The organism is Arcicella aquatica, assembly GCF_034928825.1.
GTDB classification, from domain to species: Bacteria; Bacteroidota; Bacteroidia; order Cytophagales; family Spirosomataceae; genus Arcicella; species Arcicella aquatica.
On sequence record NZ_JAYFUL010000020.1, the window covers coordinates 1 to 16118 of the forward strand.

Here is a 16118-nt window from a genome sequence, read left to right on the forward strand (position 1 = left end):
TCATTAAGGGATTTGGCAATCTTGCGACAGGAATAAATATTACTTAAATAACTGTAAAACAGCACTTTTAGCATCATTCTGGGAGCAAAAGCGGTAGTGCCACCTCCTTTGTATTCAGCCATGATTTTAGAAATATCCAATTTGTCAACCACATCATTTATTAGATGAACTGGATGATTTTCGGGAATTCTCTCGAAGATATTAACAGGAAATAGTTCGGGACTATTTAGCGGAAGAGGTTTGAAAAGTGCCTTTGCCATGATTGAAGATTTACATAGCTAAAATACTAAATATCAATAACATAAAAACAAAAAAGGCTGCCAATTACTTTTTGGACAGCCTCTTTTTTATGATTTTAAAATTCGGGATGACTCATGTTTATCTTATATCTCTTTATTCTAATTTTATAATCTTAAATTCTGAACGTCTGTTTATCTGATGTTGTTCTTCTGTACATTCTATACCATCAGCACATTCATTCAATAACTGTGTCTCGCCATAACCAGAAGTTTCAAATCTGTCAGCAGCGATACCTCTTTTAACTAAATATTGAACAACAGAAGCTGAACGGTTTTCTGAAAGTTTTTGGTTAAATGTTGTTGTTGCTCTACTATCAGTATGCGAACGTATTTCGATTCTCATATTTGGATAACGTCGCATCAATCTCAATAATTTATTCAATTCTACAGCCGCATCAGGACGAATATCATACTTCGTATAGTTGTAATAAATATTATCTAACGCTATGACATCACCTTCTTCAAACATCGTTAAATTACTATTGATTTCCGCTGGATCATTCACACCCACTTTTTCTATTTTATTTCCCTTGCTCGCAAAATGGTCTTTGGCAGCATCAATAGTATATTCACATCCTTCACAAATCTCAAATTGGTAAAGTCCATTCGAACCTGTAATAACTGTTTGAACTGTTTGGTCACATTCATTGGTTAGCGTTACTTTAACACCACCTAATGAGGCTTTATTTTTGCTTGCAGTTACCCTACCTTTTATTATTTTCGTTGTCGCACATGGTGAAGTATTTATAGCTTTAGCAACATTTGAGGTATCATCAATTCCTACTCTCATAAGTGGAATGTCTAATGCTTTTAATAAATTACCTTCAAGAGTTGTAAAAGAAACTGAATTAGGTAAATAATTATCTCTGCTGGCATTAAACTTATATTCTTTGTTCAAGTCTATACAAATTTTAAACCCTCCGTTTGAATCTGTTTTTTTCATCACTGATTTACCGTCAGTCAAAACTTCAACATCTGAATTATCCAAAGGCATTTTTGAATCTGCATCATATACAATTACTTGAAGCTCCTGACATTCTGGTTTTTCATCACATTCGCGCGTAAAACGATAAATATCATCATCTGTTCCTCCACGTTTACGATTTGAAGAAAAAAAGCCTGTTTTACGTTCACCGTCAGTAATCAATCCAAAATCATCTTTACTTGAATTAATGGGTATTCCCATATTAGACACGTTGCTCACTGCACTCATGCCTGATAATTTCACATAAAAAATATCTAAATCACCAAGACCAGGATGACCGTCTGAGGCAAAGTATAGATTTCCTCTTTCGTCGGCAAATGGAAACATTTCATTCCCTACGGTATTAACAATTGGCCCCATATTAATGGGTTTTCCAAATTTTCCATCTTGATATTCGCACACATAAATGTCAGTACCACCATACCCCCCAGGCATATCTGATACAAAATACATTAATTTATCATCTTTGGTTAAAGCCGGGTGACCTGTAGAATAATCGTTGTTATCAAAAGGGACTTCCTTAACATTTTCCCATTCATTATTTTTTAAATCAGCCGTATATATTTTTAATTTGTTGATTTTATCACTAGACGTCTTGTATTTACCATTGTTGTAATTGTTCCTCGTAAAAATCACTTTCTTTCCATCGCTCGTAAAAGTCATTGGGCCTTCATGGTATTTTGTGTTAAGACTTTTACTAAAACTCTCTGTTTTTACGCCAGGAGTTTCTACAAAGTTTCTGTAAATATTAGAACCACTATAAGTACCAATCGTTTTAGTATCATTGGCTGTTGGAGGAGTATATTCATCTTCGCCTATTCCTGCCCCTCTTTTCTTAATTTTCAATTTATCATCTGCCGAACTTCCCAAACCTGCTGGTGTTGTCGTCGTTAATTGATTGATATCACTGAGATAATACATATCCAAAAAGTGTGAATTATCCCAACTAAACATTCTTTTTAGTCCTATTTCATTTACCCTACTTGAGTTAAAAACCAAGCCATTTTTATAATACATCGGACTAAAATCAGCGTGGTCGGTATTCAATGCTAAATAGTCTATTTTATAGCAACTAGCATTTTTATTTAAAACATCTACATTTTTATATAACCTTTGAAATCCTCCGCTCCTTGTATCAGCTATTTCAATTTTAGCATACTGCTCATAAACCTCCTGAGCTTCTTTATACTTACCGTTTGATGCTAACGCTTGAGCATAGTATAAATATACTTTAGAGTCTGCTCCTGTGAATGCCGTACCTTTTGAAACTAGCTCACGATAAATCCTTTCAGCGTTTTGTGAATCACGCATTTGTCTGTATGAATAAGCCAATTTAATTAAAGCAGCTTGTCGGTCTACATCAGATAGCTTACCTTTTAATACCTGTTCAAACATTTCAGAGGCATTTAGGTAACTCATCTGTTTGAATTGATATTCGGCATCCTTTAAAGTTTGCGCAATAGCCCCAACTGCTGCAATCAACATCAGACACAAACAGAGTATAATTTTATTCAAATTAATCATCATTTTAAATATTTTACTATCTATTGTATTACTAGGAGGTCTCTTTACAATTTTGGTTCTTATCTAAGCATATTGCTTAGATATAATGCTCGTCAATTACTTGATTAAAAATATCGAGGCGTAAGTATCTTTGTTTTACGATACCCAAATTCATAACGAAGCATAAATTCATGAGAACCTTTTTGTATATTTTTCAACCCATTTAATGCATAATCATAAGCATATCCAAAACGAATTTGATCAGTAGCCTGAACCTCTAGCATTCCTATCAATGCATCACCATATTGATTAGTAAAAGGAGACGAAAATTTCAAATTATTGGTCCTCCACGAACAACCAAGAGCAAATCTATCATTAAACCATAGGTTTGCATTGAAATCAAATGAAGCCACGTCACGCGTCATTTTAGATAATACTGATGGTTTTAACGTAAATGAACGACCTAATGGGAAAACATACCCCATCATCAAAAAATAGTGGCGTTCTTGCCTTGTTACTGAATCTCCAGATTTGCCTGCCTCAGCATCTATCAATCTATTTCGCATTAAACTCGGGCACGAGAACCCTATATAACCTCTGTCATCACTTAGATAAATGCCCGCGCCAAAATTAGGTAGCCATTTATTGAAAGAATAAGTAAAAGCTTGGTCACCTGTTTGAGTTAATAGTGTTTGTGTTAGGTTTCCAGAAACACTCGTTGCGCCAGCTTGAAGTCCCATGGCTAAGGTTGCTCTTTGCGTTACTTTTATCCTATAAGCATAAGAACCGTATAAACCCACATTCCTAAAGTCTCCGATATTATCATTGTAGGCTTGAAAACCTACTCCTACTTTCTCTCCATTTATCGGACTATCAACTGAAAAAGATTGCGTATTAGGTGCTCCCGTAATATTTATCCATTGTTGTCTATGTACTACAGTGGCGCTCAATACATCACGGCTTCCTGCATAAGCAGGGTTTATTGGCAACATATTGAACATATACTGTGAGTATTGAACCTCTTGCTGAGCCTGAATAGAATGGACAGCTGTTATGGTGAACAATAATGCTGTCACATATTTAATTCTTGAAAGGAAACCTTTGAGCTTCATGCTATTCAAATTTAAGATTTTATAATTACCAGAATTGATTCTATTCTGCTAGTAAGATTAAATAAAGTGATGCTTATTGTAGCCATTCGATAGAATGGCTACAATGAATGATTTATCGAGAAATAGTCATATAACGCACAGGTTCTACACCCGCCGGTAATGCTACTTTTTCTCCTGTTGCTTTTTTATATATTGTTACTTTATAGAAGTACGTACCCGATGGTAAACCCATTCCTTTCTCAATTAAACTTACGCCTGTGTTTGGTCTTCCGTCCCAATCATTTTTATAATCTTCAGACTCAAAGACCAAACTTCCCCAACGATTATATACTTCGACAGCTGCCCTTTCATCTGAGTTAACACCATCAATCACAAAAGTGTCGTTAACTCCATCTCCATTCGGCGAGAAACCATGCGGAATAGATACTGGTTTTGCAGGAGGTGTGATATTTGGTATGATAATTGGCGTTGGCGAAGACTCAAATGGATTTCCGTCGTTGTTTGGATCAGGATTTTCTCCATTCACAGAAGAGTCCGTTACCTGAGTAAGATTATCTTCGGTCATTGCCTTAGCATATGCATTTGTATGAAGCGTATCTATTAATACATTTTTGGTAATATTAATGGTGTACTGGATTACGATACTATCACCAGGAAGTAATGCTGTAGTAGAATCAACGGTAAGTAACGAGTCTAATCTTCCATTAAATCTTAAATTCAATACTGTATTCGCTCCTCTTACTAAAGTAGGTCTTCCTAAAATAGACCAAGCCGCTACTTGGCTACCAATTGTTGTTGTCAAATCATTGCTTAAAGCAATATCTTTAAGGAGTACATTACCATAGTTTTTGGCGATTAATGTCATCGTAACATTGTATGAACCATCTGATTGAGGACTAGTATCAGTCACTGCTGACAATGAAACGCCAATCGATGCTTTTACATTAGAAGCTCCTTTGGTAAGTACCACTGGTGTTGCTACATTATCATTTGACGGATTCAAATCACCGTTTCCATCTGGATTAGTGCCATTCGTTGAAACATCTGTGTATGACTTATTATCAGAGCCAAGTCCTGTTCCTATCGCTACGTTGTTAAAAACAGAATCCGTTGCCGCTGCTACATTTATAGTAACCGTTAAATTGATAATAGCTGAATCTCCTTTGGCAAGTGAACTTAATGAATCCACTAATAAATTACTATTAGCCCCTATTCCATTATAGTTTGGATTAACTGTTATACCAGCCTTGGTTGTTGTTACGGTTGGTTTTGCCACTATCGTTGCTCCTTTCGCTACAAAAACAACACCGAGGCTATCTCTTACATTGAGTCTGGTAATATTGTTTGTTCCCATATTAACTACTTTGATTCTATAAGGAACTGTCCAAACGTTCTGTGAAACTCTTTTCAAATCAGCACTAACCAATTCTTTCGCTAATCCAATTATGGTAGTAGAGTTACCTAAAGTTACCTGCGTTACACTTGGATTTGCATTAACATTTGTACCATTACTAGACTTCGCAATAAGCACCTCATTGGTAGGGCGTTTACCACTTATCTGAGCCTGACTATTAAATGGTCCAGTTTCTCCATTGGTTGTAACCTGAACAATATAAGTTACTGTATCTACTGCCCCAGGAAGCATATAGCTGGTAGCAGAATTAACTATATTAGAATCTAACAACCCAAAATTATTATTCACAGTTAATTTAGAGCCAGCTCCTAATGTTGGTTTTTTAATGATAATTGCCGTCGTCGGAGTTTTAAAAGTAGTAGCCAAATTATTGGTTAGGCTTACATTTTTAAGTGTGTCTTTACAGAAGTTTTTAGCAATTAATTGATACGTAACATTATAAACACCACTCGACACCGATACAGTGTTGGTCACTGCCATGGCAAGCCCTACTCTACATGAATCTACCGTTATATTTTCTCCATTTACAGTTACAGAAGAATTGTCATTTGCAGGATTAGTATCCTTAAATGAAGCAACAGAAGCAGGGTTTGTCACTGCGGTTGTTACTTTCATTTTAGCTACATAAGTAAACGTTTTTGTTTGATCTTTTTCTAACGAATCTAAGTTAATTACGATTTTGCCCCCCGAAATTGTTAATCCTGCAGGAATTAAAATTAAGTCTATACCAGCAGGGAAAGGGTTGCTAATTACGATATTCCTTGCTGTGCCAGGGCCATTGTTTTTAACTGAAATCGTAAAACTGATATTTTCGTTAAGTTTTGCTGTTGCTTTATCTGAAACAATCGTAATAGCTACATCAGCATTCGGAGTTGTAGTGCCATTATCAACAATAATTATCGCTCCTGCTGAATAACATCCCTCAGTCGATTGATAAAAAGCATAATAAGTACCAATTCCTACAGCCGTCGGTGTTAAAACTGTGTTCGTCGTTGGCGAACTTGTCGTTTTAAATACTAATGTCGTTCCTGTTGGCGCCGTACTAGTCACTAGTTTTGTTAAGTCAGTGGTTGCTCCTACTGCAATCGTACTATTAATGGTAACTGGACTAACAATATTTGAGGTAGTATTTACTACAAATGATAATTCATTTGATTGTGGTGAAATACAAGATAGACTTTCACAAGTAGCGCTATATTTTATATTAGCATTTGGCACAATGATTTTAGGCAATCCCGTTGTTCCATCAGACCATCTAATAGTTCCTACACATCCTGTTGCACTTAAAGTAATCGCTTGTCCCAAACAGATAGTTGTTTTATCTGATGTAATAACTGGTGCTACTAGGTTACATAATTCAGTTACCGTAATCGTTACTGAACTTCTATCATCTTCATTATTACTCGTTCCATTCGCTGGCGTCGAATCTGGGTCAGGTTGGTCAGATTTTGTAATTTCAGCAGCGCTAGTAAATGTACCAGCTGTAAGCACTTTTACTTTATAAGTAAATACCTGTGATGAGCCACTCGGAATACTAACACTTGTCCCTGTAATAACTCCAGAAGTATGAGTCGTATTAGTGCTTGATACAAATACCATCCCTGCTGGTATTATATCCTTAACTTCAACGTTGGTTGCAGTATTTGGTCCAGCATTATTAACAGTTAAGGTATAAGTAAGCGTATCGCCAACATGTGGCGTAAGATTTGATACAGTTTTTATTAAACTCAAATCAGCATTTTCTCCATTAATCGTTACAGAAGAAGAATTATTTGTAAGATTAGGGTCTTTTAATGAAGTAACAGAAGCAGGGTTGATAATTGTCGCTGTTCCTTTCATCTTGCCTACATAAGCAAATGTTCTTACTTGATCTTTCATTAATGAATCGAAGCTAATCACGATTTTATCTCCTGAAACTGTTAAGCCATTAGAGCTTGAAACAAATTCTAATCCAGCAGGTAGCGGATTGGTAATGACGATATTCCTTGCCGTACCTGGTCCATTATTAGTTACCGAAATCAAGAAATTGATATTTTCATTCAGCTTTGCAAGTGTTCTATCAGCATCAATCTTAATTGCCACATCTGCATCAGCTACAGTTGCTTCATTAAATACAATTATTCTAGTTCCTGCCGAATAACATCCATCAGGCGATTGATAGAAGGCATAATAAGTACCAACTCCTACTGCCGTCGGTGTTAAAACTGTATTCGTCGTTGGCGAACTTGTCGTTTTAAATACTAATGTCGTTCCTGTTGGCGCCGTACTGGTCACTAGTTTTGTTAAGTCAGCAGTTGCTCCTGTTGCAATAATCGTGTTGGTAGTAACTGGACTCACAATACTTGGAGTAGTATTTACAATAAACGATAACTCATTAGATTGTGGGGAAATACAAGGTGAGCTTTCGCAAGTAGCAGTATATTTTATGTTAGCATTTGGTACAATAACTTTAGGCAGTCCCGTTGTTCCATCAGACCATCTTATAGTCCCTGCACAACCTGTCGCACTTAAAGTAATGGCTTGTCCCAAACAGATAGTTGTTTTGTCTGATGTAATAACTGGTGCTGATGCTGATGTAACTGTAATAGTTCTGATTAAAGATGCAGCACTTGTACAAAGTCCAATACTACAAGTAGCAGTATAAGATGTTGTAACAGTTGGAGAAACCGAAACTATTGCACCTTTCTGACCATCAGACCAATTGACCGTACCGCTACAACCAGTCGCTGTCAGTTGTACTGCACTTCCTAAACAGATGCTTGAAGTTGCCGAAGTAATGACCGGTATCGCTGGGTTCTCAACGGTAATCACCGTTTGTACTGATTTTATTGATGTACAAAAAGCAGTACTACAAGTAACAGCATAAGACGTTGATTTAGTCGGTATCACTGTAAGGCTTGCTCCTGTAGCAGTTTTATCATCATAATACCAAGTGACCGTTCCATTACAACCATCCGCTGTTAAGGTTACTGAGCCTCCTGGACAAACAGATGATGCTGTCGTACGTATTGTTGGTGCTGGAATAGGCACTACATTGATAACTTTCGAGGCAGAAGCATTGCTCGTACAACCATTAATCGTACAAACAGCATTATAGCTTGTTGATACAATCGGTGTTACTAATATAGTAGTTGTTGTTTGTCCTGTACTCCATCTTACCGCTCCATTACAATTTAACGCAGTTAATGTAATTGATTCTGAAGGACATATTTCTGTTTTCTCCGCTAAAATATCAGGAGCATTTGGTTTTTGTGTAACGATAATGTTGATAGCTGCTAATGCGCTTTCGCAACCTGATACTTTACATTTAGCTGTAAATGTTTGTGAAGAGCTAGGCGTTACCGTTAACGTATTTCCTGTTGGTAAACCTGCTACTTGCCATTCTACTACTCCGCTACAACCAGTAGCTGTAAGCACCGATGATTCACCCGAACAAATAGTACTTTGTGAAGCAATTAAAGTTGGTGCGGCAATATTCGTTACTGTGATGCTCATTACATTTGATGCAGGGCTTTGGCAAGCATCCTTTTGGCAATAAGCGGTATATGTTCTACTAACTGTTGGGCTGACTGTTATTGAAGCCACATTTGTTTGCCCTGAACTCCACACGATAGTTGACCCTGTACAGCCAGTAGCTGTTAAGGTAGTTTGTCCGTTCAGACAGATAACACTGTTTGTTGCTGTGATTACAGGTGCAGTTAAGTTACATACTTCTGTGACAGTAATGCTGACAGCGCTTCTATCATCTTCATTATTATTGGTTCCATTACCTGGTGTTGAATCTGGGTCTGGCTGATCAGACTTTGTAATTTCAGCGCTGTTCGTAATACTACCTGCTGATAACACCTTTACTTTGAAAGCAAATTGTTTAGAAGAACCACTCGCAATACTTGCTACTACTCCCGTAATAAGGCCTGAACTATGCGTTACATCGCTACTTGATAAAAATGCCAATCCTGATGGCAAAGCATCTTTCACTTCAACATTAGTAGCAATATTAGGACCAGCATTGTTTACATTTAATGAATACGTAAGCGTATCGCCAACATTCGCTATTGAATTTGAAACCGATTTGGCCAAACTTAAATCAGCTCTTTCTACTACGTTTACTGTGACTGATGATGTATTATTAGCCAATTTACTTGGGTCATCATTTGTTCCAGTGATTGTTGCCGTGTTAACTACTGCCCCTATTTTGCTAAGTTTTACATTTATTAAAAGTATTTTATTCGACCCTTCTGATAAACTACCCACATTCCAAACTCCAGTAGCACTATTATATTGACCTGCTGGAATGGCACTTAAAAAAGTGGCTCCTTGTGGCAAAATATCTGTTAATGTTACATTATCAGCATTAATATTCCCAATATTTCTTGCGTCAATAGTATATGAAATGTCTTGCCCTAATAAATAAGAAGGCGATGTTCTAGCATCTGGTGATGAGATTACGGTTTTTACTACCGCCAAATCTGTGAAACATTTTGATACTTTAAATGAAATAGAGGTACGGTCACTCACACAGCCTTCAGCACTAGTTGCTTCAGCAAAATAAGTTACAGTTCCTTCAATCGTTGGCGTTACAGAAAATCCTAAGTCTGAACCAATGCCAATTGGTGTAGTACTTGTCGCTGAACTATACCATTTAATCGTATTACCGGCACTCACAGCAAATAATTTGGTTGAGCTACCTAAACAAATAAGGGTATCGCTCTTTAAATTAACAGGTGCAGCAGGTTTTGCCTTAATCGTTAAAATTGTATTTGCCAATGCTGCATTACAAAGCGAAATAGCTCCGTCTGGGTCATTGGTTTTAAAACTCAATATAATAGACCCATCAATCACATCCGCAGCTGATGGTGTATATTTTGCAGTAAGGCTAGCGGCATTATCAAAAGTACCTGTTCCGTCTGTGGTCCATACCCCACTCGTTGCTCCTCCGCTTAATATTGCATTCAGTTGTACTGGCGTTGACGTTCCTCCGCAAATTGGTAAAAGAGCAGTTAAGCTAACAGCGGGTGGATTGGTACATTGACAAGTCGTAATATTTACAACCACCATAGCTCCATCGCTATAACAACCATTGCTTGATTTCTCGAAAAGGAAATACGACCCTGCCCCTATCGCTGTAGGATTTGAAATAACAGGTGAAGTCGTAGAATTAGCAGTATGCCATTCAAAAGTTCCGCCTGTTGATACCGTGCTAGTAATAGCGTCGGCTAAGTTTACGCTTGTAGCATTGATGGCACAATTATTAGTAAGCGTTGCAAGTACTGTTGGCGTAGCTGGCTTAGGATTAACGGCTACCGTCACAGATGCTTTTTCACTAGGACAAGCAGTTGCTGAACTATTAACAATACTTAAAAAATAAGTAGTAGTAACCGAAGGCGATACTGTTATTGATGAAGTCGTTGCAAAAGGAGTGGTTGCAGTAGCAGAAGTAAACCATTGAAAAACTGGGTCGGTTACGCCCGGTGTTCCTAAAGTCACAGTTCCACCTGAACAAATAGTAGTACCCAAGATAAAAGGAGCAGCAGGAGTTGTATTAACATTGAAGCTAACACCCGTTGCATCTAATTGCGCACATACGGTACTACTCGTATTTATCGTAGTTGCTAAATCGCTTGCTTTAGTAACCCCAAAAATTATATTTGATAAATTCAAGTAGTTGCTACTGCTTGAATTAGCATTATATACTAACGTAAAGATTTTGTAAGCATCAGGAAGCGCCACAGAAAATGATGGTGTATTACTAATCTGTTGGATAGTATTAGTAGAGCCTTTTGTTAGGATATAGTTTACAGAGAAACCAGCAGGGACTACAGGCGATACCCCTGTAGAAGCAGCAAGGACTACTTGTCCACCAGCCGCTGGTAAACAGATGCTAGGAGTTGTTGTTGTTAATGTCCCTGTCCCAATAATACAGTTAGCAACAATACCAGCATCAATTGTTAAGTTATCTCTGCCAACATCGCCAGCTGGTTTTGTCACATCAATTGCGATAGTATTACTAAAACCACCTACGCCAGCATCAGAATCGTTTGTTGAGTTACTGCCTGGGGCATTTGGTGTTACAAAACTTCTTCCTGTCGGTAAAATGAATTTAACTTTGTAAGAACCCGACATTAAATTACTAAACAAATATTTTCCTCCATTAGCCGTAACATCAGTTGCCAATAAGGTATTGTCTGTAGCATCGTATAATTCTACTGTAATACCATTTATTCCTGTTTCACCTGTATTTTTAATACTATTTCCGTCAACATCATTCCAAACTATACTACCAATAGAACCAAATAAGCCTGGTGTAAATTTAAAAGCACAACAACCATTTACCGGACAACGCCCATTGGTTGCTGTAAAAGCATATTCTGTATAATCTGTAACATTTGTTATTCTAATGTTACCATCTGCTAAAAGTGTGACATCAGGAGTAGTACTTGTAACAATTACTGGCGTACCAGTTGCTCCTACTTTTTTAGTCCAAACAATATTGGTAAAACCTGTTGGTATTTGTGTTACATGTTCGTCTCCAGTATAAAAAAACTCTTCTATAGAAAAGCAAGTACCATCTTGATCATCTTCTAAAATCAAATGATTATTAGGGGTTGAATCGGTATCTTGCTCTGTTTCTTTTGTAATCTCTGCGATATTATACCAAAAGCCTCGTTTAGTAACAGTAGCTACTACTAACATCGTAAGTTCAGTACTTCCTGCCACTTCCCCTACATTCCATATTACAGACGTTACACCACTAGCTGTTGTCGTAGTGGCAGTACCAACTCCATTAACATTAAATGATTTGAAAGTAACTCCTGCTGGTAGCGTATTGGTTAATTCTACCCCAGTAGCTTTATCTGGATTAATGTTCTTAACCTTAATCGTATAAATGAGATCAGCACCAACAACGGGACTTTGATTGCTAATGGTTGTACTTACCGATAAATCGGGCAAAGCAGCAACAGTATTAAAGGATGAAGCGAATGATAGAAATATTATCCCAATAAAAGCACGACAAACAGCCATTGCATAGCGGTTGTTTTGTGTACTCGAACTAGTTAATAATGATAACATAGCAAAAAACGATTTTGAAAAATTAAAGCCGTTTTTGAATACACGATTATTGGTAACCACTTTCGAAGGGTAGTTATTAAACCAATTAAACAAACTTGTTTGCATTAGTTTTTTACTTTTATAAACCGAGTTGCTTTGGTAAAAAATTTGAGTCATTATTTGTACAGTTAGTAGATTGTCCATTTGTATGCTGGAATACGTTTTGAACAATTTAGGTCCCAATCAAATTGAATTAATATATATGGTAGCTCGTTTCAATCCTTGTGCTTCATTTAATGAATGATGCATCAAGCTCTTATTTATTGTTTAGTTATAGGCATACCCCACACTAAACCAATTACTTATATCCAAAAAAAACTATTAGTAGTACTATAAAAAGAGATAAATAGGTTTATTTTTCATTTTAGAAATGAATATCCCCTTTAAAAGCATCCAAAATTGTGCCAAATAATTAAAAAATAGCAACTATTTTTAATTATGGAATAGTATGTTTAAATCCATAAATTTAGCACCCTTTTTATTTATAAAACGGTTTGAATAGTTTTTTTTATCAATAATTTTTTATTAGTGATATCTAAACATAATTCAGCGTTTACTTTTCCGTGAGAAATGATGAAATTATTTGAATTGGTTATTGAATACCAGCTCTTGCTTAAATGAAAAAAATATTTTTAATTATTTTTTCATCCAAAGCAATATGATGGAAACAATTGGTGTATTCTATTACAGATGAGGACAGAACAACTACTACATACACTAAAACAGTGCCGAAAGAACGATCGAAACGCACAGCGAGAGCTTTATGAAGGCTTTTATAGGTATGGCTTATCCGTTTGTATTCGTTATGTAGCAGACCTTGATACATCTAGAGAATTATTAAATGATGGTTTTATGAAAGTATTTACCAATATAGATCAATATAAACCCGAATATCCTTTCGTGAGTTGGTTCAAAAGAATTTTGGTAAATACATGTATTAACTATCTTCGTAAATCGCATCAAGAAATACCTACTGCCGAGCTGGTTGAAGCATCGGAAATGGGAATGGAAATGGATTTATTTGGAAAGTTTTCGGTGGAAGAAATTGCTACCCTCATTCAGCAACTACCTCCTGCTTATAGAACTGTATTTAACCTACACGTTATTGAAGGATATGAACACAAAGAAATAGCCGAAATGCTGAATATTTCAATTGGCACTTCGCTCTCTAACCTTCATAAGGCTAGAAAAAAATTACAAGAACTGATTTTAACTAATAATTTTTAATATGTACACACTAATTATTGGTTAACAATGGATGAATAAGCATCCTGTAAAACGATAATTATCTTTGGTTAATAAAGCACTGAAATCATGGATGAACAAGATTTTGACCGACTGTTTGGTTCGCAGCTTCCCAATTTTGCGGGAAGTGATTGGCGGGAAATGGAAGGACGTTTGGAAAGAAACGATTTAAAACGGAAACTGACCCGACTGATGTGGGCGATACCATCAATAGCCACTATTATGTTTGGCGTTTCGGCAGTGTTGTATCATTACTTAAACCAAACCCAACAAAAAGTAAAAGAATTGGAAAATAGGTTAGTAGAAGTACATTCAAGGTATTCTAGCAAACCTGATACTATTATCCAAAAAACAATTGTTTATGATACGATTTATCAAAAAGTATTCGTCACTAAAACAATTGTACAAGTACCTAGTACGAGTGAAAAATTTACCAATAACCAAGACAAAGCTTACTTCGAAAAATATGATAATAAAACTACTGGAGAACAATCTATTATAGAAAGAGAAAAGTATATGGGTATGAATAAATTAAATTTTAAAAGCCCTATTTTAGCTACTTCGTCTCTCGATAAAAAAAACGTGATTGAATCTTTTAAATCAGTAGCAATGGAGGAGGATTCATTAGTGATGGAAAATCATTTCTCGATTATTCCAAAGTCGGTCTCAATTGGTGCGTTGGGCGGTATTCAAATGCCAATTGGTAATTTTTTAGAACGCGGTGGAGGTACTCAAATAGGGGTAAGAACGGTTCTGGGTTATCATAATAGCAAAGGCTTAGAGCGTTGGGGAGTAGTGATAGATTTACAGAAAAACGATCTCTTTTTCGAGAACCACCGAGAAGAGGGCTTCGGGTATTTTGACGGGGGCTTTGGAATAGGCGGAGGCGGTGTTGGGGGTGGCAAAAAGCCATTAAAAAAAGTAGATGTACCTCAATTTTGTGCTTATCAAGTTGGGTTGGGGCTACGATACAATTTGTTATTTAATCAAAACTTCAAACCATATTTTGGAGTAAACTGGAGCGTGCAAATACCTAATCAATATAATATCAATTACTATTATGAAGACCCAACGAACAATCAAAGTACCTCTAACAAACAAGCATCCATTGCCAATTTGTTAGGGGGCAACGTTGGGGCGACGTATCAATTTTCAAAACATTTAGTAGCCAGTGCAGAAATAAATTATCAGACCCAAGCATTAAAAAACCCTAATCCTTTAAATGCTCCGGCTACTTTAGGTGCTAGGCTTGGATTATTTTATAGGTTTGGTAATTAAGGTTTAACGTTTCACATATTATAAGTTTCCGTGCCTGATTTTTCTTTAAAAAGTCGGGGTGTATATCTTTTTGTCAAAAATAACCACTATTTGTTTATAGTAAAAAAATGAAGAACAGTCTGATTAAAGTATTGACATTAATGTTTGTTTTAGCTTTTGTTTTTAAAGCACAAGCTCAGAATAACACTAATAATGAACCCATTTTTGGGACGGTAGTCGTAAAAAAAGTATCAAGCGATACTACAAAAAAACCTTTTAATATATTCAAACCAGCTTTTTTAAGGCTTGGCGTAATGGGTGGAAGCATATTTTCATTCAATGGCGGACGAAATTCTGTAGGTGGCACACTAGGACTAAGAGTGGAATATGGTATTTCAAATCGTTTTTCAATCATTGGGCAATTTCAAAATAATGCAAGCAGAGGCAACGATTTTCCAGAAGTACAAACGTCTTTGGGATTGAATTGGATGCCCTTCAAAAGCAAACGTTTACAACCTTACGTTGGTCTTGGAGTAGGCATTGGTGGTAATGGTTTTGGTAGGTATAATCGCCGATTCTCTGGAGCAATGCCTGCATTTGATTTTGATAATAATAAAAGAAGACATCATGCTGAAGGTTTTGGTTTGGTAAGAACAGGCCTCAACTATGTGATAGCACGCCGACTGATTGGAACGCTAGAAGCAAATTATCAAATGCCTTTTCAAACAAAAAGCTCGAATGGGAACGCTAATATTGCCTTGGGCTTATCGTACCAATTCGGAAGAAATAAAAAATAGCAACACAAATTTGGTTTTACATAAACGGTTGGGGCTAATGCCCCGACTGTTTCTTGAAAGCTTAGAAACGTGTGCTATGTACAAGATGTAACACAGTAAAATATCAAAAGCTTATTTTCTCATACTAACTCTTTCCATTATGAATACTTCAGTCATAACCACCATTCAAGGTTTTTTAACAAAAACGTTTTATGTGAAACCGCATAGGGTAAAGCCCTACACTAGAATCTATGAAGATTTGGATTTGAATCAAATGGAATTTCTAGAAATGGTGATGATTGTTGAAAATGAATATCAAGTACAATTGGCTGATGGAGAGCTAGGTAAATGCAAAAAAATTAATGACCTCGCTACGATGATTGAGCGGGCGTTAGGAAGAGTATGAGAGTTTTTTTC

The 16118-nt window shown here is 36.4% G+C and carries 8 protein-coding genes; 4 read left to right on the forward strand and 4 right to left on the reverse strand.

Features of this window, described 5'->3' with window-relative positions; translation table 11 throughout:
* The 4 genes from VB264_RS13050 to VB264_RS13065 form a co-directional block, all read right to left on the reverse strand.
* The coding region (locus VB264_RS13050; RefSeq protein WP_323250011.1) for a transposase at positions 1-260 on the reverse strand (260 nt) is incomplete at its 3' end.
* Positions 261-393: 133 nt separating this feature from the next.
* Entirely contained in the window at positions 394-2808 is a 2415-nt protein-coding gene (locus tag VB264_RS13055) for a carboxypeptidase regulatory-like domain-containing protein (RefSeq protein ID WP_323250134.1), read from the reverse strand.
* A gap of 104 nt (positions 2809-2912) precedes the next feature.
* Complete coding sequence (locus tag VB264_RS13060; protein WP_323250013.1) at positions 2913-3899, reverse strand: PorP/SprF family type IX secretion system membrane protein; 987 nt, start codon at positions 3897-3899, stop codon at positions 2913-2915.
* Positions 3900-4011: 112 nt separating this feature from the next.
* Positions 4012-12540, reverse strand: a complete 8529-nt coding sequence (locus VB264_RS13065) for an Ig-like domain-containing protein (RefSeq protein WP_323250015.1) — start codon at positions 12538-12540, stop codon at positions 4012-4014.
* A 573-nt stretch (positions 12541-13113) separates the two neighbouring features.
* Here VB264_RS13065 and VB264_RS13070 point away from each other — a divergent pair.
* From VB264_RS13070 to VB264_RS13085, 4 genes are all read left to right on the forward strand, one after another.
* A complete protein-coding gene (locus VB264_RS13070) occupies positions 13114-13650 on the forward strand; it encodes an RNA polymerase sigma factor (RefSeq protein ID WP_323250017.1) in 537 nt (178 codons plus the stop codon).
* 87 nt (positions 13651-13737) lie between these two features.
* A complete protein-coding gene (locus tag VB264_RS13075; RefSeq protein WP_323250019.1) occupies positions 13738-14946 on the forward strand; it encodes a hypothetical protein in 1209 nt (402 codons plus the stop codon).
* Positions 14947-15053: 107 nt separating this feature from the next.
* Entirely contained in the window at positions 15054-15722 is a 669-nt protein-coding gene (locus tag VB264_RS13080) for a hypothetical protein (protein ID WP_323250021.1), read from the forward strand.
* A gap of 139 nt (positions 15723-15861) precedes the next feature.
* The gene (locus VB264_RS13085) at positions 15862-16107 is read left to right on the forward strand and encodes an acyl carrier protein (RefSeq protein ID WP_323250023.1); all 246 of its coding nucleotides are present in this window, start codon (positions 15862-15864) and stop codon (positions 16105-16107) included.
* The last annotated feature ends 11 nt before the right edge of the window (positions 16108-16118 follow it).

Excerpts from the sequence above, each read along its gene's own strand:
- VB264_RS13055 (WP_323250134.1), bottom strand. The coding sequence starts at position 2,808 with ATGATTAATTTGAATAAAATTATACTCTGTTTGTGTCTGATGTTGATT.
- VB264_RS13060 (WP_323250013.1), bottom strand. The coding sequence starts at position 3,899 with ATGAAGCTCAAAGGTTTCCTTTCAAGAATTAAATATGTGACAGCATTA.
- VB264_RS13065 (WP_323250015.1), bottom strand. The coding sequence starts at position 12,540 with ATGACTCAAATTTTTTACCAAAGCAACTCGGTTTATAAAAGTAAAAAA.
- VB264_RS13070 (WP_323250017.1), top strand. The coding sequence starts at position 13,114 with ATGAGGACAGAACAACTACTACATACACTAAAACAGTGCCGAAAGAAC.
- VB264_RS13075 (WP_323250019.1), top strand. The coding sequence starts at position 13,738 with ATGGATGAACAAGATTTTGACCGACTGTTTGGTTCGCAGCTTCCCAAT.
- VB264_RS13080 (WP_323250021.1), top strand. The coding sequence starts at position 15,054 with ATGAAGAACAGTCTGATTAAAGTATTGACATTAATGTTTGTTTTAGCT.
- VB264_RS13085 (WP_323250023.1), top strand. The coding sequence starts at position 15,862 with ATGAATACTTCAGTCATAACCACCATTCAAGGTTTTTTAACAAAAACG.